At 63.9% G+C, this 20,681-nt stretch carries 16 protein-coding genes and 2 riboswitches; of the genes, 2 read left to right on the top strand and 14 right to left on the bottom strand.

Annotated features, from left to right (window positions below; all coding sequences use genetic code 11):
• Positions 1–14: 14 nt before the first annotated feature.
• The 8 genes from AC25Z0_RS01810 to AC25Z0_RS01775 form a co-directional block, all read right to left on the bottom strand.
• Positions 15–2,231 carry an ABC transporter ATP-binding protein gene (locus AC25Z0_RS01810; RefSeq protein ID WP_488132119.1) on the bottom strand — a complete coding sequence of 739 codons (2,217 nt, stop codon included), beginning with the start codon at positions 2,229–2,231 and terminating at the stop codon, positions 15–17.
• A complete protein-coding gene (locus AC25Z0_RS01805) occupies positions 2,224–3,159 on the bottom strand; it encodes an ABC transporter permease (RefSeq protein ID WP_488132118.1) in 936 nt (311 codons plus the stop codon). Before AC25Z0_RS01805 ends, AC25Z0_RS01810 begins: the two co-directional genes overlap by 8 nt.
• Position 3,160: 1 nt before the next feature.
• Positions 3,161–4,144 (bottom strand): ABC transporter permease, encoded by a 984-nt coding sequence (locus tag AC25Z0_RS01800; protein WP_488118553.1) that lies wholly within the window; start codon positions 4,142–4,144, stop codon positions 3,161–3,163.
• Between the two features lie 386 nt (positions 4,145–4,530).
• A complete protein-coding gene (locus tag AC25Z0_RS01795) occupies positions 4,531–5,106 on the bottom strand; it encodes a PH domain-containing protein (protein WP_488132117.1) in 576 nt (191 codons plus the stop codon).
• A gap of 111 nt (positions 5,107–5,217) precedes the next feature.
• On the bottom strand, positions 5,218–6,963 hold the full coding sequence (locus AC25Z0_RS01790) for a dipeptide ABC transporter ATP-binding protein (RefSeq protein WP_488132116.1): 1,746 nt from the start codon (positions 6,961–6,963) through the stop codon (positions 5,218–5,220).
• Positions 6,960–7,946: an ABC transporter permease gene (locus AC25Z0_RS01785; protein WP_488132115.1), complete on the bottom strand. Its 987-nt coding sequence runs from the start codon at positions 7,944–7,946 to the stop codon at positions 6,960–6,962. Before AC25Z0_RS01785 ends, AC25Z0_RS01790 begins: the two co-directional genes overlap by 4 nt.
• Entirely contained in the window at positions 7,936–8,865 is a 930-nt protein-coding gene (locus tag AC25Z0_RS01780) for an ABC transporter permease (protein ID WP_488132114.1), read from the bottom strand. The genes AC25Z0_RS01785 and AC25Z0_RS01780 overlap by 11 nt, the downstream gene beginning before the upstream one ends.
• 204 nt (positions 8,866–9,069) lie before the next feature.
• Complete coding sequence (locus AC25Z0_RS01775; protein ID WP_488132113.1) at positions 9,070–10,686, bottom strand: peptide ABC transporter substrate-binding protein; 1,617 nt, start codon at positions 10,684–10,686, stop codon at positions 9,070–9,072.
• Positions 10,687–10,954: 268 nt separating this feature from the next.
• Between AC25Z0_RS01775 and AC25Z0_RS01770 the strand changes: the two genes are divergently transcribed.
• Both AC25Z0_RS01770 and AC25Z0_RS01765 read left to right on the top strand, forming a co-directional pair.
• Entirely contained in the window at positions 10,955–11,362 is a 408-nt protein-coding gene (locus tag AC25Z0_RS01770; protein WP_488132112.1) for a thiol-disulfide oxidoreductase DCC family protein, read from the top strand.
• Positions 11,338–12,192 (top strand): CPBP family intramembrane glutamic endopeptidase, encoded by an 855-nt coding sequence (locus tag AC25Z0_RS01765; RefSeq protein WP_488132111.1) that lies wholly within the window; start codon positions 11,338–11,340, stop codon positions 12,190–12,192. The genes AC25Z0_RS01770 and AC25Z0_RS01765 overlap by 25 nt, the downstream gene beginning before the upstream one ends.
• Before the next feature lie 352 nt (positions 12,193–12,544).
• On the opposite strand, the gene gcvP is transcribed toward AC25Z0_RS01765, so the two are convergent.
• The 6 genes from gcvP to AC25Z0_RS01735 form a co-directional block, all read right to left on the bottom strand.
• Positions 12,545–15,475 (bottom strand): aminomethyl-transferring glycine dehydrogenase, encoded by a 2,931-nt coding sequence (gcvP, locus tag AC25Z0_RS01760; RefSeq protein WP_488132110.1) that lies wholly within the window; start codon positions 15,473–15,475, stop codon positions 12,545–12,547.
• Positions 15,476–15,545: 70 nt separating this feature from the next.
• Positions 15,546–15,923: a glycine cleavage system protein GcvH gene (gcvH, locus tag AC25Z0_RS01755; RefSeq protein WP_488132109.1), complete on the bottom strand. Its 378-nt coding sequence runs from the start codon at positions 15,921–15,923 to the stop codon at positions 15,546–15,548.
• A 45-nt stretch (positions 15,924–15,968) separates the two neighbouring features.
• Entirely contained in the window at positions 15,969–17,120 is a 1,152-nt protein-coding gene (gene gcvT / locus AC25Z0_RS01750) for a glycine cleavage system aminomethyltransferase GcvT (protein ID WP_488132108.1), read from the bottom strand.
• Between the two features lie 65 nt (positions 17,121–17,185).
• Positions 17,186–17,293: riboswitch (glycine riboswitch) on the bottom strand.
• A riboswitch (glycine riboswitch) is annotated at positions 17,294–17,391 on the bottom strand.
• 182 nt (positions 17,392–17,573) lie between these two features.
• On the bottom strand, positions 17,574–18,449 hold the full coding sequence (locus tag AC25Z0_RS01745) for a hypothetical protein (RefSeq protein WP_488132107.1): 876 nt from the start codon (positions 18,447–18,449) through the stop codon (positions 17,574–17,576).
• A gap of 144 nt (positions 18,450–18,593) precedes the next feature.
• Complete coding sequence (locus tag AC25Z0_RS01740; protein ID WP_488132106.1) at positions 18,594–19,235, bottom strand: response regulator; 642 nt, start codon at positions 19,233–19,235, stop codon at positions 18,594–18,596.
• Positions 19,232–20,638, bottom strand: a complete 1,407-nt coding sequence (locus AC25Z0_RS01735; RefSeq protein WP_488132105.1) for a sensor histidine kinase — start codon at positions 20,636–20,638, stop codon at positions 19,232–19,234. Before AC25Z0_RS01735 ends, AC25Z0_RS01740 begins: the two co-directional genes overlap by 4 nt.
• Between the last annotated feature and the right edge of the window lie 43 nt (positions 20,639–20,681).

Here is a 20,681-nt window from a genome sequence, read left to right as displayed (position 1 = left end):
CTTGGTTGGAACTTCTACAGGTCGGGGGAAGCTGTGGGGAGCTGTGCCGTCTGGGCCACGGACACGTCAATCTCGTTCCGTTCAACGTGGTGGCAGGCGACGGTGACGTCGCCGTGGTGAGCCAACTCTGGGTCAACGCTCGCGCAGCGCTGCTGGGCCGTGGCATCGAGCAACGCGTAGAGCGGGCACCGGCTGCGGAAGTTGCAGCCGTCGATCACCGCGCTCGGGCTCGGGAGTTCGCCCTCGAGCAGGACGCGCTTTCGGTTGCGTTCGATCTCAGGGTCGGGGATCGGCGCCGCCGAGATCAGGGCCTGGGTATACGGATGCCGTGGGTTGGCAAATACCTCGGCCACCGGCCCGTACTCCACGATCCGGCCGAGATACATGACAGCAACCGTGTCGGCGATCTGGCGGATGATGGCCAGGTCGTGGGCGACGAACAGGTAGGACAGGCCGAGTTGCTCCTTGAGGTCTTCCAGCAGGTTGATGACACCGGCCTGGATGGAGACGTCAAGCGCAGACACCGGCTCGTCGAGGATCACCAGTTTGGGATTGGTTGCCAGGGCGCGGGCGATGCCGATGCGCTGGCGCTGGCCGCCGGAGAACTCGTGCGGGTAGCGGTCGGCCATCACCGGATCCATGCCGACGAGGTCGAGCAGCTCTGCGACGCGAGCGCGCCTGGCGTCTGGCTTGGTACCGTGCACGGTGAGCGGCTCACCGATCACATCACCGATCGGAAGCCGGGGGTCGATCGCTGCCATCGGGTCCTGGAAGACGATTTGCACATCGGTGCGCAGCTTCAGGCGTTCGGCCTTGGTCATCGTGGCGACATCGGCCCCGTTGACCAGGATCTGGCCGCCCTGTGGTGTCGCCATCTCCATGATCTCGAGGATGGTCGTCGACTTGCCGCAGCCGGATTCGCCGACGAGCCCCAACGTCTGGCCTGGCTGGATCGAGAACGACACCCCGTCGACCGCTCGCACTGTACCGACCTGCCGGCGGAAGATGCCACCCTGACTGACCGGGTAGTGCCGGATGAGATCAGTGACGGCGAGCACCGGCACAGCGAGCTCTTTCGCGTTTGGCGCAGGGGCGGCGAGCGGTTCTGGGCGCGGGAACACCTCTGCACGAGCCAGGCTGCCGTCGGCGATCTCGCCCGCGCGGTGGCAGGCGGCTGCGTGCGGTACTGCAACTGGGAGCAAGGGAAGCATTGGGCGCAGCTCACGTTCGAGGGTGTCCTCCGTCGTGTGCACCGCAAGCGCCGGCTCATCGGTGTGGCACACCGCCAGTGCGATCGGGCACCGCGGTGCGAACGGGCAGCCGGGAGCGAGCGCGGTCAGCGACGGCGGTCGACCTTCGAGCGGTACCAGCCGCTGCGTGCCTGCAGTCTGCATGTTCGGGACGGAGCGGAGCAGGCCAATGCTGTACGGCATGTGCGCTGCACTGAAGACATCAGCCGTTGTCCCGTACTCGACGAGCCGCCCGGCATACATGACGCCAATGCGATCGGCGTGACCTGCCACGACACCGAGGTCGTGGGTGATCAGGACGACAGCGGCACCCGTCAGCTCCTTGGCCTTCTCCAGCACCTCAAGGATCTGCGCCTGGATGGTGACGTCGAGCGCGGTGGTCGGTTCGTCGGCGATGATCAGGCGGGGGTCGTTCGCGATCGCCATCGCGATCATGGCTCGCTGTCGCATGCCGCCGGAGAACTCGAACGGATACGACATCGCCCGTCGTTCTGGCGACGGAATCCCGACGACCCCGAGCAGCTCGACGGCGCGAACGTGCGCGGCACGCTTACTGAGCGCCGAATCGTGCAGGAGCAGGGCCTCCGCAATCTGGGCGCCGACCGTGTACACCGGCGTGAGCGCAGACAGCGGGTCCTGGAAGACCATCGAGATGTCACGACCGCGGATGCCTGACAAGGCTTTGTCGTCCAGCTCCAGCAGCGATCGCCCGTCAAACGAGATCGAACCTGTTACCTCGGCCGAGCTCGGGAGCAGCCCCATGACAGCGAGGGAAGACACCGATTTGCCCGATCCTGACTCGCCGACAATGCCGAGGAACTCCCCCTCATTGACGTGATAGCTGATGCCGCGAACCGCGTTGACCGCAGGCCCTCCCCGCTGCGGGAAGCTGACCGAGAGGTTCTCGACCTCAAGAATCCGCTTCGAGGGACGCAGCAGCCCGGCCGGGCGCTGGCCGAGATCACGATCGAGATTAGTCACGGTTGACTCCAGAGGTCGGGTCGACGGCATCGCGCAGGGCATCGCCAACGAGGCTCACCGCGAACAGGGTCAGCACAAGCACACCGGCAGGGAACACGAACAGCCATGGACGGGTCACCGCTGCTGACGTGCCTTCTGCGAGCAGCGTGCCCAGCGAGACATCGGGGGCTCGAACTCCGAATCCGAAGTAGCTGAGGCTCGTCTCAGCCATGATCGAGGCCACAATGCCGAGGGTGGCGTCGATGATCAACAGCGAGGCGATGTTGGGGATGATGTGACGGCCCAGGATGGTGCGCGTCGGAACGCCCATGTACCTGGCCGCCTTCACGAAGTCCCTGTCACGAAGCGACTTGGTCTGCGACCTGACAACCTGCGCCATCACCATCCAGCTGAAGCCGGCGATGAACAGCGTCAGGAAGACCCACGACAGCGAGGTGAACAGCGGGCTCAGAATGACGAGCAGGATGAAGGATGGGAGCACGAGCAGCAGGTTGATGCACCACACAAACACGCTGTCAACGGCACCGCCGACGTAGCCGGCGATCGACCCGACGACGGCCGCGATCAGCGTCCCCAGCGGGCCGGCGATCAGCCCGATGATGAGCGACTTCTGCAGGCCATTCAACGTTTGTGCGTAGAGATCCTGGCCGATGTTGTTCGTGCCGAACCAGTGCAACTGGGTCGGTCCCATTCCCATGTTCAGCGGATCGCGCCCAGAGACATCGAACGGGTAGAACAGTGGGCCAAGGATCGCCCACAGGCAGATCAGGGCGATAGCGATAGCACCGACCCAGAATCGTGGCGTGTGGGACAGCCGCTGCCAGACGAGGCGTGACCGGGAGAGCGGCTTGCGGGATTGCACCACCTCCGTGGGGGTGGCCGGAGCTGGCCCTGGCAGCGTTGCGCTGGTTTCTTCCAACAGTGACATGTCAGCCCCTTACCCGTGGGTCGAGTGCGGCGTAAAGAATTTCGGACAGCGTCGACGAGAAGAGCACGAGTACCGCTAAGAAGAGCGTTGAGCCCGCGACGCCGTTGATGTCGTTCTGGGTGATGGATTGGAGGGTGAATTCGCCCATGCCGTGGAACGAGAAGACGATCTCGAGCATGATCGAGCCGGCAATCAGCGTGCCGAAACTGTAGGCAAAGAACGTCGACATCGGGATAAGGGCAACGCGCACGCCGTGGCGCACGAGCGCTGAGTTGCGGGATCGCCCCTTGGCCCGTGCCGTGCGGATGTAGTCAGCAGACAACACATCGAGCATCACGCTGCGCTGATATCGCGAGTAGCTTGCAGCGCCCATGAGGGTGAGCGCGATGGTTGGGAGCAGCAGGTGCCCTGCCCTGTCGGATGCCAGTACCCACCACGGTCCCGTCAATCCGGCGGTGTACTCCCCCGTGAAGTTGATCAGTTGCACACCACCGACCTGATTGACCAGCGTCGCGCCGATCATGAGCAGCACGCCGATCACAAAAGTCGGCATGGCGAAGATCAGGTAAGAGGAATACGTCACGAGCTGGTCGCTGAGGCTGTACTGCTTGACCGCTCCCCAGACGCCGAGCACCACGCCGAGGATGGCGCCGAGGAGCGAGCCGATGAGAAGGAGCCGCAGGCTCACCCCTGAGCGGGAGATCATTTCATCGATGACAGGCTTGCCGGCCACAGAGGTGCCGAGCGACCCGTGCAGGATGATGTTAGTCACCCAGTCCCAGAGGCGCTGCAACACCGGAACATCAGGATTGACACCCAGGCTGTTCAGGGTGTTGGTGATCGACTGCTCGCTCGGTCGCGGGTTCCGGCCGTAGTACTTGGCTGCCGGATCCAGCGCGATACTCGACACGATGTAGGCCAGGCAGGTCGCTAACGCCGAGAGGATGACGTAGTTGACGAACCGTTTGGAGATGTAGAGGAGCACGAACGGCTACGAGATTCGAATCATCCTGCCGGTTCTGACTTCCAGATTCGGTGGCGCCACGCGAACAACCTCGACAGACGAACCACGTCGGACAGTTCCACATGGGGCAAGTGACACAGGAGTCTCCTTTGCATTCCGCGTACGGAACGTCGGCGAACAAAACCGTGCAGTCGTGTAACTTCTTCGCACGTGACTGTGATTCTATGGCCGAAAAACTCGTCGTCTACCCCTGGTTAGGTGGCGTAACATAATCGACTCACAACCGTTACACATCTGGCGCTCATGAGCACAGGGACGCAACACTCTTGCGTCATTTTCTGAGAATTTGCACAGATATTGAGGATTCGGAGAAACGCACGCGTGTTCCGCCCTCCGCGCGAACTGCGTTACAGCCCGCCGATGGCCGACTGGATGGCCAGGATGACGACAATCACCACGCCGGTCACGATGGCCGTCCATTGCGGGTGCCATTCGATGGGTTCCACGTCGGCAGCACCGACCGGGTATCGCGCCATGAATCCGTCGACAACGTCCTGCACGGCGACCGAGTCCCGCTTCGTGCCGACCTGCTGCGGGCGTCCGCGTCCAGGCTTGGCCACCGGCGCGCCCCAGCTCTTGATCAGCCGGCCATCTCGCGTTTCGACGACGAGCTGGTAGCGAGTGGTGACATCGGCTACCTGGTCCCACGCGATGTGCGCGGTGCGCAGGATGTTCACCACGGTGATTCCCGAGGCGTCAAGCCGAACGGATGGCCGCAGGAACACCACAACGCCAATCCAGACGATGAGCGCCAAAGTGGGCAACGCGGCGAAGGCCACGTCGAGCCTCCCCCTGACGAGCGAGTCGCCGAGCAGCACAGCGCAGACGACCGCGAGAACGTAGAACGAGAGCTGCGCCGTGGTCGACTTCAACACCACCGGCTTGTCAGCGGATGCCATTGCCTGTGAATCGTCGGATTCCATCGAAATTCCCCTGTCGAGAGCCGGCGTTGCTGCTGGCGTGACTGATATGGAAAACGGGCGGGAAGAGCATCAGCCCCTCCCACCCGTTTCCGCGTGGTACTGCGTCGGCTGCTATACGCCGAGCATGATGTTCGCACCCGGGATTGCGTCGAGCAATGCCCGCGTGTAGTCCTGCTGCGGGTTGTCGAAGACGTCGTCGACAGACGCCTTTTCGACGATCTTGCCCCGCTGCATCACGCACACCTGGTCGGCGATCACGCGGACGACGGCGAGGTCGTGTGTGATGAAGAGGTAGGTCAGCCCCAGCTCAGCCTGCAGGTCAGACAGCAACCGCAGAATCTGGGCCTGAACGAGCACATCGAGAGCCGACACGGCCTCGTCGAGGATCACGATCTCGGGCTTCAACGCCAGCGCACGAGCGATGGCAACGCGCTGGCGCTGGCCACCTGAGAGCTCGTTCGGGTAGCGCGTGGCGAGCGATGTCGGCAGCGATACCTGGTCGAGCAGCTCGTTCACACGGGCGCGACGTGATGCCCTGTCGCCGACCCTGTGCACGTTGAGCGGCTCTGCGATCGTGTTGCCGATGTTGCGCAGCGGGTCGAGGGAGCCGTACGGGTCCTGGAACACCGGCTGCATGGTGCGGCGCAGTGACAACAGCTGGCGACGGTTCAGCGTCGACGAGTCGACACCCCCGATCTTGACGTGGCCTGCGGTGATGCCCTCAAGCTGGAGCAACAGCTTCGCAACGGTGGACTTGCCGGAGCCCGACTCGCCTACCAGCGCCATCGTCGTGCCACGTTCGACAGAGAATGACACATCGTCGACGGCCCTGAAGTTACGGCTCTCGCCCTTCTCCCCGCGGATCTTGTATTCCTTGACGAGCGAAACAACCTCAATGGCGGTGTCGCGGGGAACGCTCAGTGCGAGCTTCTCAGCACGAACTTCCGCGTTCTCAATGAGGTCAACCGTCTCGACGACGCTGGGCGCCGTGTAGTTCAGCTTGGCCAGCGGCGTGTGCGTCGACTGGATGCGACGAGACGCAAGGCTCGGCGCCGCAGCGACCAGGCGCTGCGTATACGGGTGCTGCGGGTTCTGCAGGATTTCCTTCGACGGCCCCGACTCGACGACGCGACCCTTGTACATCACGACGAGCTTCTCAGCACGCTCTGCAGCGAGGCCGAGGTCGTGCGTGATGAACAGCACAGCGGTGCCGAGGTCGCGGGTCAACGTCGCCATGTGGTCGAGGATGACGCGCTGCACCGTGACGTCGAGAGCGGATGTCGGCTCATCGGCGATCAGCAGGCGCGGGTTCGACGACAGGCCCATACCGATGAGCACGCGCTGGCGCATTCCACCGGAGAACTGGTGGGGGAACTGGCGCATGCGCTTGTCGGCGTCGGACAGGCCGGCTTCCTTCAGCACCTCGATAGCGCGCTTCTTGACGTCCTTGCCCTTGGCGATACCGTTCGCACGGATTGCCTCCTCGACCTGGAAGCCGATGCTCCACACCGGGTTGAGGTTCGACATCGGGTCCTGGGGTACGAAACCGATCTGGCGGCCGCGGACCTCTTCCATCTCCTTTTCGGAGAGTTTCGTGAGGTCGCGTCCTTCGAACAGGATCTCGCCACCCGTGATCCGGCCGGAGCCGGGGAGCAGGTTGATGATGCCGTGCGCGGTCGTCGACTTGCCTGAGCCCGACTCTCCGACGATGGCGAGGGTGTCGCCAGGCATCATCGTGATGTTCACGCCGTTGACCGCTGGAACGAGGCCGTTCTGCGTCTGGAACCCAACCTGCAGGTTCTTGATCTCGAGCAGCGGCTGCTGCCCGTGTACTGCTGCGTCTGGCGTCTGGCTCATCGCAGTGCCCTCGCCTTCGGGTCAAGTGCGTCGCGAACAACCTCGCCGAGCGAGATGAAAGCGAAAACGGTAATGGACAGGGCGATCGACGGGTAGATCAGCGTCTGCGGCGCGGTGCGCAGGTCCTTCTGGGCCTGGCTGATGTCGTTACCCCACGACATGACGTCGCCACCGAGGCCAACACCGAGGAACGACAGGGTCGCCTCTGCCACGATCGCGGCGGCCAGCGAGATGGTCGTGATCACGATCACGGGAGCGATCGAGTTCGGCAGCACGTGCTTCAGGAGAATCTTGAACCGGGAGAGTCCGAGAGCGGTCGACGCCATGACGTAATCGGCATTCTTGACCCTCAGGATCTCGGCCCGCAACACTCGCGCTGTAGACGGCCACGCGAAGATACCGATGGCCAATGAAATCGACCACACGCTCCGGTACTGGGACAGCACCGACATGATGACGACGGCAGCGAGGATGTAGGGAATCGAGAAGAAGATGTCACCGATGCGTGAGAGCGTCGCGTCGACCCATCCACCGTAGAAACCGGCGAATGCTCCGAACACAATGCCAAGCACCGTGGTGAGAACGATCACGATGATGCCGACGGCCACGGAGGTGGACGTACCGTGGATGATCCGCGAGTAGACGTCACAGCCCTGCTTGTTGAAGCCGAGCGGGTGTCCGGCAGTCGGTGCCCCGTTGCTGTTGCTCAGGAAGCAGTTGTTGTTCGGCAGGGTCTGCGTGAACAGGCCAGGAAGTAGCGCAACCAGCACCACAAGCACAATCAAGGCTGCGGAGATCCAGAACATCGGACGGCCCCTGAGGTCGCGCCAGGCGTCGATCCAGAGGTTGCTGGGCTTCTCAGCGACCTTGACGGCGTCGATGCTGACGAGAGGAGTTTCCTCCAGCGGAGCAACGAAGTGGGTAGGCGAAGGAACGTAGATCGGCTTGTCGTCGATCGTTCCTTCCGTGAAGTTACTTGACATAGCGAATCCTTGGGTCGAGCAGACCATAGAGCAGGTCAACGACGAGGTTGACGACGAGGTAGATCAGGACCATGACGGTGACGAAGGAAACCACGGTCGGTCCTTCACCGCGGATGATCGCCTGATACAGCGTGTTTCCGACACCGGGCACGTTGAAGATGCCCTCTGTGACGGTGGCACCCACGAGCAGCACACCGAAGTCGGTGGCGAGGTACGTCACAACCGGGATCAGCGAGTTACGCAGGATGTGCACAGGGATGATCCGCTTGCGGCTGAGGCCCTTGCTGTACGCGGTACGCACGAAGTCCGCACCAGAGGTCTCGATGACAGACGCGCGGGTCAATCGAACGATCTGCGCGAAGCTGATGCTTGCAAGCACGAGGGCCGGCATGATCAGGTCCTGGATCGGCGCACCGCTGCCCACCGTGGTTCTGGCCCACCCGAGCCACACACCAAAGACGTACTGCGCAACGAAGGCAATGACGAAGATCGGGAGCGAGATCAGCACGAGGCTGACGGCGAGCGAGCTGCCATCGAAGAACTTGCCCTTGCGGATACCGGAGATGAGGCCGACCAGGATGCCGAAGACTGTCTCGAAGAACAGTGCGAGAACGGCAAGACGGATCGTGACGGGGAACGTGCGGGCGAGAATCTCGGTGACCGGCTCTCCGGAGAAGGAGATACCGAAGTCGCCGCGGAAGATTCCACCGATGTAGATGAAGTACTGCACGATGAACGGCTGGTCCAGGTGATACTGCGCGCGAAGCTGCTCGACAACTGCCGGGTTGGGCGTCTTGTCGCCGAACATCGCGAGGATCGGGTCACCCGGCATGGCAAAGACCATGAAGTAGATGAGGAAGGTCGTGCCAAAGAACACGGGTATTGCCTGCAGGACGCGGCGGAAAATGTATCCGGTCATGAGGCGGCTATGCCTGCGGAGTGGGGTAAGTGGGCATGCGAGAAATGAAACCTAACTGTTATCGGGTAACCAACACCCATACAGGTTACCTGCGCTAATGCAATGTTTTTTACATGAGCCCAGGCAGGCACTGAGGGGCGCCCCCTGACCGACGAACGGGGATGATGACTGTTGTCACCACCCCCGGTCGCAAATGAGCTGAAATTAGCCCTTGGTGATTTCGTTGTAGAGCGGAACGGAGTTCCAGCCGAACGTGACGTTGTCGACGTCTTCGCCGAAGCCGCCGGTTACGTTGGCGTACCACAGCGGGATCGCTGGGAGTTCCTTCAGGAGGATCTCCTGTGCTGCCTGGAAGTCCTTGTTCGCAGACTCGACGTCAGTTGCCGTCGAACCTGATGCAAGGAGGTCGTCGAAGTCAGCGTTCGAGTAGTCACCGTCGTTCGAGCCAGCGTCGGTCGCGTATAGCGGGCCGAGGAAGTTGAACAGACCCGGGTAGTCGGCCTGCCATCCAGTGCGGAAGGCGGTCTCGATGGTGCGGTTGGTGATGAGGGTACGTGCCTCAGCAAACGTCGGGTACGGAGCACCCGATGCGTCGATACCGAGAACGTTCTTCACGCTGTTGGTGACTGCGTCAACCCAGCCCTGGTGTCCACCATCTGCGTTGTACGCAATCTGGAAGGTACCGGTCCACGGGGAGATCTTGTCGGCCTTGGCCCACAGTTCCTTGGCCTTCTTCTCGTTGAACGCCAGAACATCGGCGCCCTTCAGGGAGTCTGACCAGCCGTCGATGACCGGTGACGTGAAGTCGGAGGCCGGCGTGCGGGTTCCTTCGAAGATCACGTCGGTGATCTCTTCACGGTTGATGGCCATGGAGATGGCCTGACGGCGCAGCTCGCCTTCTTCGCCACTGAAGTGTGCGAGGCGTGCCGGGATCGTGAACGACTGGAACACAGCAGCAGGCTGGTTCACTGCACGCTCGCCGAGGTCGCCCTCGAACGTTGCGTACTGGGCGTCGGGGATAGCGTCGAGAACGTCGAGGTTGCCACCGAGGAGGTCGGAGTATGCGGCATCCGTGCTGGCGTAGAAGACGATGTCGATTCCGCCGTTGGCTGCCTTGCGGCCGCCTTCGTACTCGTCGTTGACGACGAGGCTGATGCGCTCGTTGTGCTTCCAAGCGTCATCGGTGGCCAGCTTGTACGGGCCGTTGCCGACCGGTGACTCACCGAATGCAGCCATGTCATCGAATGCCGAAGCGGGCAGCGGCAGGAACGCCGAGTAGCCGAGACGCAGCGGGAAGTCAGCCAGTGCCGACGTGAGCTTCACGGTGAACGTGGTGTCGTCAACGACGTTCAGACCGGTGAGGGGGCTGTCCTCGTCGTAGCTGAAGCCTTCGATGTTCTCGAAGAAGTAGCTGGAGAGCTGCGCGTTGCTGAGCAGCGCGCCGTACTGCCATGCGTTGACAAAGCTCGCGGCGTCGACGGCTTCACCGTTGGTGAACGTCAGGTCGGGCTTGATCTTGACGGTGAAGTTGATGTTGTCTTCGGTCGTAATCGACTCTGCGACGTCGTTGTGGGCTGCGCCCTTTCCGTCGTAGTAGACCAGGCCAGCGAAGACGAGGTCGATGATCTTTCCGCCGCCAACTTCGTTGGTGTTGGTCGGGATCAACGGGTTCTGCGGCTCAGAGCCGTTCGCCGAGATGATTGACGTTGCGTTGCCTGTGGCACCCGATGAGGACGAGTCCCCATTGGCGCAGCCGGAGAGCGTGAGCGCTCCTACCGCAGCCAAAGCAATGGCTGTGATGCCAAGCTTCTTGATTTTCAATTTTCCTCCAGTGCAAAGGGTTGCGAGGCAGCACAGTACGAACCTGGCCGACGCGCTAGTTATCAATGAGACTAAAACTGCACGCCTGCATGCACCAAATTGAGCGAGGAAACGTTACATAGAAGTAACGCAAACGAGGCATTTTCGGCTTTTACACAAGAAAATTGCGCTCATTTGCGCGAAAGCGACGGTTTGGAGCGTCCTCGGTCAAAAATGTGATACGCAAGCCATCCCTGTGCACGTCCCCATCGCCTGTCATGATTGAGCCATGTCAGCCTTCACTCTGTCCTCTCGGCCTGCCCCGATTGGCGCCGTGCTCATCTTCGATGGCGATTGCGGATTCTGTACCACGGCCGTTGAGTGGATGAAACGATCGCTGCCCGTCATGCCGGAAGCGGTTCCGTTTCAGTGGGCTGATCTGGACTCTTATGGCCTCAGTCTTACCGACGCACAAGCGCGGGTGTGGCTGGTGAGTGCCAACAGGCAGTACTCAGGGGCCGGTGCCGTCGCGGCGATACTGCGGCAGCAACCGATTGGGGTCCTCCGTTTTCTGGGCTGGCTGGCGATCGCCCCGCTCTGGGCAAATCTGGCCGATGTGGCGTATGCACTCGTGGCAAAATATCGCTATCGCCTCCCCGGCGGCACTCCAGCATGTCGCATGCCGAGCGCATCGTGAGCGAGCCGGCGGCCGCCGCCGGAGGCACGGCAGGTACGGCGGGCACGGCAAGCACTCCCCCGCTGCCCCGTGTTGCTCGCATCCGGCTGTGGTGGGAAATCGCCATTGTGCTCGGACTGTCGCTCGGGGCATCCGCTGTCTATTCGATCGTGTCGATCATCGCCATGCTCACGAAGAAGGTTCCGCTTTCCAATCAGTCTGCGACGCTCAATGCCTCGCAGTCGACGAGGGAATGGCTCGACTTCACGTATCAATTCCTGGGGATCTTCTTCGCCCTGTTCCCCGTCGCCCTGGTGCTGTACCTGCTGTGGCGCCCTGCGCAGAGTTCGTTCACCCGGCTGGGGTTCGACTTCACCCGCTCTGGCCGGGATCTGGCATCCGGCGTCGGCCTGCTGCTCGTGATTGGAATCCCTGGCCTCGGGCTCTATCTGGCCGGGCGGGCACTCGGGTTCACCGTGGCCGTTGTGCCCTCTCCCCTTGATACGTTCTGGTGGACGATTCCGGTTCTGATCTTCTCTGCGCTGCGTTCTGCACTGAGCGAGGAAATCATCGTGGTTGGCTACCTCTTCACCCGGTTGGCCGAGCTTGGCTGGTCACGGTGGAGCATCATCATCAGTTCGGCGTTGCTGCGCGGGAGCTATCACCTGTACCAGGGCATCGGACCGTTCTTCGGCAACGTGGCCATGGGAGTGGTGTTCGGTTGGTGCTACGCCCGCTGGGGCAGAGTGATGCCGCTGGTGATCGCGCACTGGATCCTGGACATCGTCTCGTTCGTGGGCTACCCGCTGGCATTGGCGTGGTGGCCGGACCTCCTGGCGCCAGCTAGCTAGCATTCGCCGAGTAGCGCCTTCCGTTGGTCGAGGAGGCCGTTCACGGCCGTTTCGAGACCCACGCGGGCCAGCTGCGTCGAGCTGCGCGGTCCAGGCGCAGCTGCGCGGTCCAGGCGCAGCTGCGCGGTAACTGCAGTGTGCGCATTGCTGCGTTCGATGAGCGCGACGCGTTGTGGGCTGGGCCTTGGGTCCGATTCGTAGATCGGCTCGCCGGATTTCGAGACGCGGCCGACTTCGTCGGGCGCTCCTCAATCACCGGGAAACGCGAAAGCGCACAATGTGTCGTTCAGCGAAGAGCTGAAGCGACCAATTGTGCGCTTTCGCGGCAGGGCTGCGTGGTGCGGGTGCGAGGTTACTCGAACGCCTCCGGCGGCGGGCAGGCGCACACCAGGTTGCGGTCACCGTATGCCTGGTCGATGCGACGCACCGGCGGCCAGTACTTGTTGCGGATCAGCGCACGCACCGGGTAGACGGCGGTCTCGCGGTCGTAGGCGTGTGCCCACTCCCCCTCGATCACTGACCGCGCGGTGTGCGGAGCGTTCCGCAACGGGTTGTCGTCGGCGGGCCAGGTGCCGGCGGCGACGGCATCCGCTTCACCCTTGATGGCGATCATCGCGTCGATGAAACGGTCGATCTCGCCGAGGTCTTCGCTCTCTGTGGGCTCGACCATCAGGGTACCGGCGACCGGGAAGCTCATGGTCGGCGAGTGGAAACCGTAGTCGATGAGGCGCTTGGCCACATCGTCAACGGTGACGCCGGTTGCCTCGGTGAGCGGGCGCAGATCGAGGATGCACTCGTGAGCGACGAGCCCGTTGTCGCCCGCGTAGAGCACGGGGAAGTGTGCGGACAAACGCGTTGCCACGTAGTTGGCAGCCAGCACAGCGGATGCCGTCGCCTGCTTGAGTCCGTCGGCTCCCATCATGCGCACGTAGGCCCACGAGATCGGCAGGATGCTCGGGCTGCCGTATGGCGCGGCCGACACCGGACCACCCGCGTGTTCGACGGTGCTCGCGGTCTGGTCTGCGCCCAGCAGGTAGTGCTCGCTCGACTGCGCGAGCGGGTGGCCGGGCAGGAAGGGAGCGAGGTGCGCCTTCGCTGCGACCGGGCCGACGCCTGGGCCGCCACCGCCGTGCGGGATGCAGAACGTCTTGTGCAGGTTGAGGTGCGACACGTCGCCGCCGAAGTCGCCGAAGCGGGCGAATCCGAGCAGCGCGTTGAGGTTTGCGCCGTCAACGTAGACCTGGCCACCGGCATCGTGCACGGCCTGCGTAATGGCAGGCACCTCGTGCTCGTACACGCCGTGGGTCGAGGGGTAGGTGATCATGAGCGCTGCGAGGTTCTCTGCGTGCTCTGCGATCTTGGCCTTGAGGTCGTCGAGGTCGACGTTGCCGAGGTCATCGCAGGCGACAACGACGACGCGCATGCCGGCGAGCACAGCTGAGGCCGCGTTCGTGCCGTGCGCGCTCGACGGGATCAGGCACACCGTGCGGTGCGTGTTGCCCTGCGACAGGTGGTAGCCGCGGATGGCGAGGAGCCCGGCGAGTTCGCCCTGGCTGCCGGCGTTCGGCTGCAGCGAGACGGATGCGTAGCCCGTGACATCCGTCAGCCAGGTTTCGAGCTGGCTGACCAGTTCGAGGTAGCCGGCCACGTCGTCCTTGGGCGCGAACGGGTGGATGCCGCCGAACTCAGGCCAGGTGACGGCTTCCATCTCGGTGGCAGCGTTCAGCTTCATGGTGCAGGAGCCCAGCGGGATCATGCCGCGGTCGAGTGCGTAGTCGTAGTCGGCGAGGCGCTTGAGGTAGCGCATCATGCTGGTCTCTGAGCGGTGCGTGTTGAACACGGCGTGCGTGAGGTACTCGCTGGTGCGCGCCAGGCTCGTGGGAATGCTGGTCGCTGCGCTCGTGGCTGCCGCGCCCTCGAGGGCGTCGAAGTCAACGGCGCCGAAGGCGTTGCGCCCGCCGAATGCGCCGATGACGCGGGTGAGGTCTGAGCGCGTCGTCGTCTCGTCCACCGAGATGCCGACGGTGTCGCCGTCGACGAGGTAGAGGTTGACGCCGTCGACCGCTGCGCGGGAGACGATCTCTGCCGCGCGACCGGGAACAGACACGCGAACCGTGTCGAAGTAGGTGTCACTCTCGACGCTCACACCGGATGCGCTGAGTGCGGCCACGAGTTCGCTCGCGCTCTCGTGCACCTGGGTTGCGATCGCCTTCAGGCCAGCCGGCCCGTGGTAGACCGCGTACATGCCGGCCATCACGGCGAGCAGCACCTGGGCTGTACAGATGTTCGAGGTGGCCTTGTCGCGGCGGATGTGCTGCTCGCGCACCTGCAGGGACAGTCGGTATGCCGGGTGGCCTGCGGCGTCGACGCTCACGCCGACGAGGCGGCCTGGCAGCTGACGCTCCAGTCCCTTGCGCACGGCCATGTAGCCGGCGTGCGGGCCACCGAAGCCCATGGGAACGCCGAAGCGCTGGCTGGTGCCGACCGCGACATCCGCTCCGAGGTCGCCAGGTGAGGCGATGAGGGTGAGCGCGAGCAGGTCGGCCGCGACGACAGCGAGGCCGCCCTGTGCCTGGGTCGCCGCGATGAGTGCCTGCGGGTTCCAGACACGACCGGATGCGCCCGGGTACTGCACGAAGATGCCGAAGTGGTCGCCGAGAGCGGCTTCGACTGACTCACCCAGCGCGGCGAGATCGAGCTCGACGAGCTCGATGCCGACGGCCGCTGCGCGGTTGACGAGCAGCGCCTTGGTCTGCGGCAGTGCGTCTGCGTCGACGATGAACCGCGGCGACGTGAGCTTGGACGCTCGACGGGCCAGCATCATGCCCTCAACGACGGCGGTGCCCTCGTCGAGCATCGAGGCGTTGGCGGTGGCGAGGCCAGTGAGGTCGGTGACCATGGTCTGGAAGTTGATCAGTGCCTCGAGGCGGCCCTGCGAGATCTCGGGCTGGTACGGCGTGTATGCCGTGTACCAGCTCGGGTTCTCGAGCACGTTGCGCTTGATCACAGCTGGCGTGATCGTGTCGTAGTAGCCGAGTCCGATCATGCTGCGCTTCACCGTGTTGCGGTTTGCCAGCTCCCGCAGCTCGGTGATGGCCTCACGCTCAGTCGCGGCGGGCGGCAGCGTGCTGTCGCCGTCGACGCGGAACTGGTCAACGTGGATCGACGCCGGAATAGCTGCTTCGACCAGCGCATCGACAGAGTCATAGCCGAGTGAGGCGAGCATGTGTGATTGGGCTGCGGCATCCGTACCGATGTGACGCCCTGCAAAAGCCTGAGACATGTGTGTACTAAACCTGCGCGTTCCTGGTGTGTAGAACTGGTTTGGGGAGGGGTGCTGGTGGCTGAGTGCGCTACTCGCCGACGATGGCGGAGTACTCGTCGAAGCTCAGCAGCGTGGGCAGCTCGGTGAAGCTGACCTTGATGAGCCAGCCTTCGCCGAACGGGTCGCTGTTGACGAGCTCAGGGCTGGCCACGACCGCGTCGTTGATCTCGACGACGGTGCCGTTGACCGGTGCGAAGAGTTCGCCGACCGACTTCGTCGATTCGATCTCGCCGACGACCGTGCCGTTGGCGACGCTGGATCCGACGGCGGGCAGCTCGACGAAGACGACGTCTCCGAGCTTGTCAGCGGCGTACGCGGTGATTCCAACGGTCGCGGTCTTCGCCTCTGCATCAATGCGGAGCCACTCGTGCTCTGCGGTGTACTGGAGTGCTGTCGTGTCAGTCATGGTGTCCTCTGAGGTAGTGGGGTGTGCTGGCGGGGAGTGAGCGAGTTACTTCTGGCGCTTGTAGAACGGGAGCTTTGTGACGGATGCCGGGATGCGCGTTCCGCGCACGTCGACGAACAGCTCGGTGCCGACGTCGGCCAGGTCAGGGCTGACGTAGGCCATCATGACCGGGTGTCCGAGGGTCGGTGAGAGGGCGCCGCTGGTGACGATGCCCACCGGCTCAGCGGATGCCGCTGCGTCTGCCGCTGCGAACACCGGGTAGTCGGCGCGGCCGGCGCGCTTGCCCTCTGAGACCAGGCCGACCAGCACGCGGGCGTCCGCTGCCGGACCGGCTTCGCTGGCGGCACGCCCGACGAAGTCGTTCTCCTTGGCCAGGGCGACGACGCGGCCGAGTCCTGCCTGGGCGGGGAAGGTGTCCAGGCCGAGTTCGTGGCCGTACAGCGGCATTCCGGCTTCCAGGCGCAGGGTGTCGCGGCTGGCAAGTCCTGCTGGGACCAGGTTGTGATCTGCGCCGGCGACGACGATGGCGTCCCAGAGGGCGCGGGCGGCATCCGCTTGGATGTAGAGCTCAAAGCCGTCTTCGCCGGTGTAGCCGGTGCGGGCGACCAGGAGTGGGAGGCCGGCGAAGGTGGCATCCGTTGACCAGTAGTACTTGAGTTCGTCGAGCGGGATGCCGAGATCGGCGATGCCTGCCGTTGCCTCGAGGATGGCGCGGGCGGCGGGACCCTGCACGGCGATGAGGGCGATGTCGTCGCTCTGGTCGGTGACGGTCACGTCGAAGCCGTCTGCACGGGCGCTGAGCGCTTCAGCGGCGGGGAAACGGTTACCGGCGTTGGCGACGACGAGGAAGGTGGTGTCGCCGAGGCGGTAGACGACGAGGTCGTCGATGATGCCGCCGGCCTCGTTCAGGAGCAGGCTGTACTTCGCCTGGCCGTACACGGTGGCCGAGATCTTTCCGGCGAGCGCGTAGTCGAGGAAGGCTGGGGCGTCGGGGCCGTCGACCAGGATCTCTGCCATGTGCGACAGGTCGAACAGGCCGGCATTGCTGCGCACGGCGTGGTGCTCTGCGAGGTCGCTGGTGTAGCGCACCGGCATCTGCCAGCCGGCGAAGTCAGTGAAGCTGGCGCCGGCGGCGACGTGAGCGTCGTGCAGGGGCGAGAGCCGCTCGTCGGTCTGGTTTTCTGATGCAGAGGTCATGAGTTCTCCGGTCGTCACCAGCCGCGAGGATGGCGAGAGTCGCGGGTTCGATTGAACCCGGTGGGAACTCCCCCTCTGTCGTCAGGCCTGAGAGCTTCGCCACACCCATTGCTGGGGCGTGACTTTCACCGTGGGCGAGTCGCGTTGGTGCCGCAACTACTTTTCAGAGTGGCCAATTCGATGCGGTACGCGTACCTGAGAGATTGTCGGGGAGGATTGCTCCTTCGGTGTTCGCTCGTCTTGCGACGTCGAATTCTCCCGCATCGACCATGATGGCCAGTTGTTCAGTTATGGGTGCAACCGGTTCTCTGAGTGCGCGAAAACCCTGTGCGATCACAGCCTAGCGGCTCGGCAGCCCGCGACCCGAAACTCGTCGTGTATGCAGACCTGTCACCCAGAATCGCCGACCTGTGTGACAGGTCGGCGATTCTCGCTGTGGCCGGATACTGCGGGTCAGCGTCCGATCGGCGTGGGGTCGACCGGGTTCGGTGGCACCTCGACCGAACCACGGATCTGATTCTGCGCCTGGCACTGGCTGGTGCAGTTCGTTGCACCCTGTGAGAGCTCGATCGCGTCCTCACCGAGCACGCCGCCCAGCCGACCACCGGGCTGCACGACCCACTTGGTGACGGTGCCGGTCTGCAACGTTTTCGTCGCCACCTGCGGGCTGTCCTTGCCGAGCAGCATCTGATGGGCGTTCGCCGGGTCTTGCGCCGTGGTCACTGCGTCGACGCCAGAGCCGAAGTTGATCTTCCCTGTAAAGCTGTTCACGAAGTAGAACAGGCCGGCGCCGAGGGTGTGGGTGAACTCGACCGGTCCGGCGAATTCGGTCTCCATCTGGAAGATGCCGCCCTGCGCACCGTCCTTCGCCTGGATCTTGAACTTGCCCTGCGAGGTGGTGAACTTCACCGTGAGCGTGTCGTCCTTGATCTCGAGCTCGGCGATCCTCGCGCCGGAGAGCTGTGCGGGAGTCAACGTCGGCACCTTCGACGCGAAGATCACGGTGGGCGCGGTGACCATGCGCTGCGCGTCAGGGGCACCGGTGAGCGTGTAGTTGTAGACGCCCAACGTCGACGGATTGATATCAAAGCCCACGTGGCGGCCGCGCACAGCAATCGTGCCGCTGGCCACGAGGTCTTTGAGGTCGACCGACTTCCCCACGGCGGGGTTGTATGACTGGCCGTTGACAGTCACGCCGAAGTCACCGCCCGTTGAGGTTTTACCTGAGGCGGATGCCGGAGCGGCGATGGCGAGCGAGCCAGTGATCGCGACGGCGGCGATGAGAATGCTCGCCCGTCCGATGCTGATTAGTGAACGCGTGCGGGACATAACGAGGTCCTCCTGGGTGGGCTGCGCGGGGACGAGCTGAGGTGAGCAGCTCTGGACGGGCACCCGGTGAGTGCCCACCTCCACTCTCAGCGACGCCTGGATCGCCGGCAATCAGACCATGGGACTAGTACCATCGCACGCTGGCTAGGCGGTGTCTCCCGCCGAGCGCTTATCGGGCAGGTTGTCCCTCGCCCACATCGCCGCGCTCGTGCGGTCACCTACCCCGATGCGGCGGAACAGGTGACCGACGTGCACCTTGACCGTGCGCTCTGCGATTCCGAGCTCCACGCCGATCTGCTTGTTCGACAGCCCGCGGGTGATCAGCCGGAGCACTTGCTCTTCCCGTGTGCTCACGATCTCTCGTTGGGTCTGCGCCGGAGCGGGCAGCAACGCCAGGGCCGCTCGCGGGTCGAACGGAGCCTCCCCCCGAGCAGCTGAGCGGATGGCGGCCAACAGCATGGCGGGCTCTCCGTCTTTCAGCTGGTAACCGATGGCGCCGGCACGCAGGGCGTCTTCGACGTGATCACGGTCCTGGAAGCTGGTGAGAATCACGACCCGCGTTCCCGGCCGTGCAGCGAGGAGTCTGCGGGTTGCCTCGACTCCGTCCATGAGCGGCATTGAGAGATCCATCAGCACCACGTCTGGATGGTGTTCAACGGCCAGCTCCACCGCCTGCGCGCCGCCAGAGGCCTCCGCGACCACGCTCAAGTCCGTGGTCGCGCCGATGAGAACGCCGAGCCCCGCCCGAACCAGCGGGTGGTCGTCGACAATCAGCACTGACGTCATGTCGATGCCACCGTCAGTCGCCACGTCGTGCCGTGACCCGGTGCGGTGCGGAGCTCCAGCCGGCCACCGGCATCCGCTACCGCGTCGGCGAGCACTCGCAATCCAAAATGACCGTCCTCTGGGCGTGCGAGCTTCGCCGCGGCGTCGAAACCCGTGCCATCATCCTCGATGACCAGCGCAACGCCGTCGCCGCCTGAGCGGGTGAGGCGCAGGAAGACCCGCGTTGCCGCGGAGTGCTTCGCGGCGTTGCGGAGGCACTCCTGTGCGACCCGGAAGATGAGTCGCTCGTGCTCGGTACCCAGCGGCTTTCCGCTGTCGAGGTAATCATCGAGGTCGACAACCACAACGATGCCCCTGGCACGGATGCTCGCGGCGAGATCATCGAGAGCCGCCGGAAGGCCATCGGCGGCGAGGCTCGGCGGGTAAATGTCCACGAGTAGCGACCGGAGGCCGCCGATACTACCGCGCACGGTGGACTCCGCGAGGTGCAGGTCGGACGACAGCGCGGAGTCGCCCAGCTGTGACGCTCGCAGGGCCGAGCCGGCGATCGAATATGAGGTGGCGGCAAGTTCCTGAACGACACCGTCGTGCAGAGCGCCGGCGATGCGACGGCATTCGTCCCCTGATGCGTCGAGTGCGTGCTGAAGGAGTGCCTCGCGGTGCGCCTGTGAGGCGCGGAGAACCCTCAGCAGCCGCACCAGCACAGGAATCAGTAGTGCGAGAAGCAGCAGGATGCTCGCGGTCACGACCGCGAAGTTCCGCCAGAGATCCCAGCCACGCGCGGTGACCGTGTCGTACCGAAAGTAGACCTCGAACAGCAGGGCTTCACCTGATGGCGTCTCGACCGCGCGGTAGACCTCAAGCAACTTGCCGGAGTCGGCCTCGTAGCGGTTCTCTGGGGCCTGCACGTCGGAGACCTCCGCATCCGTTCTGCTGGATTCAAGTGCCTCACGGTCTTCATCCCCGAGTGTGAAGGTTGATCCGATGAGCCGAGGCTCGTCGGAGTACAGCACGCGACCTGTCGCATCCCACAGCTTGACCCGCACGACCGACTCGCTGAGATCGGAGTCACTGAAAACAGAGTTCCTGATAGCGGTGTCGAGTGCGGCAATGGCCGCTGGATCACCGGTGAGCAGTCCGTCGGTCAGGACCGGCTGGACTATTCCATCTGCCAGCACAGTGGTTGTGCGTGAGGCTTCGCGGACGGCTTCGTCCTCTGCGAGGCGGCTCGCAGCGAACACCGCCGCAACAGCGACAGCGATGATCACGAGGGCGGAGATGATGCCCACCTCGACGAAGACCCGCCACGGAGGCCCTGGCCGGGCGCCGTGGGCCGTGCGCGCCTCGGTCAACACCACCCAATCGGGCCTGGCGCCCACTTCCGTCACACCGACATCGTTCACATCGCTCCCCTCGCGATTGGAGAGCCTAGCGCTGCGGACCGCC

This window comes from Leifsonia sp. Y862 (genome assembly GCF_057669585.1).
This window is presented reverse-complemented; position numbering and strand designations above follow the sequence as displayed.

Coding starts and splice junctions, on each gene's coding strand:
- AC25Z0_RS01805 (WP_488132118.1), bottom strand. CDS start 3,159: ATGTCACTGTTGGAAGAAACCAGCGCAACGCTGCCAGGGCCAGCTCCG.
- AC25Z0_RS01795 (WP_488132117.1), bottom strand. CDS start 5,106: ATGGAATCCGACGATTCACAGGCAATGGCATCCGCTGACAAGCCGGTG.
- AC25Z0_RS01790 (WP_488132116.1), bottom strand. CDS start 6,963: ATGAGCCAGACGCCAGACGCAGCAGTACACGGGCAGCAGCCGCTGCTC.
- AC25Z0_RS01785 (WP_488132115.1), bottom strand. CDS start 7,946: ATGTCAAGTAACTTCACGGAAGGAACGATCGACGACAAGCCGATCTAC.
- AC25Z0_RS01780 (WP_488132114.1), bottom strand. CDS start 8,865: ATGACCGGATACATTTTCCGCCGCGTCCTGCAGGCAATACCCGTGTTC.
- AC25Z0_RS01770 (WP_488132112.1), top strand. CDS start 10,955: ATGTCAGCCTTCACTCTGTCCTCTCGGCCTGCCCCGATTGGCGCCGTG.
- AC25Z0_RS01765 (WP_488132111.1), top strand. CDS start 11,338: ATGTCGCATGCCGAGCGCATCGTGAGCGAGCCGGCGGCCGCCGCCGGA.
- gcvP (WP_488132110.1), bottom strand. CDS start 15,475: ATGTCTCAGGCTTTTGCAGGGCGTCACATCGGTACGGATGCCGCAGCC.
- gcvH (WP_488132109.1), bottom strand. CDS start 15,923: ATGACTGACACGACAGCACTCCAGTACACCGCAGAGCACGAGTGGCTC.
- gcvT (WP_488132108.1), bottom strand. CDS start 17,120: ATGACCTCTGCATCAGAAAACCAGACCGACGAGCGGCTCTCGCCCCTG.
- AC25Z0_RS01745 (WP_488132107.1), bottom strand. CDS start 18,449: ATGTCCCGCACGCGTTCACTAATCAGCATCGGACGGGCGAGCATTCTC.
- AC25Z0_RS01740 (WP_488132106.1), bottom strand. CDS start 19,235: ATGACGTCAGTGCTGATTGTCGACGACCACCCGCTGGTTCGGGCGGGG.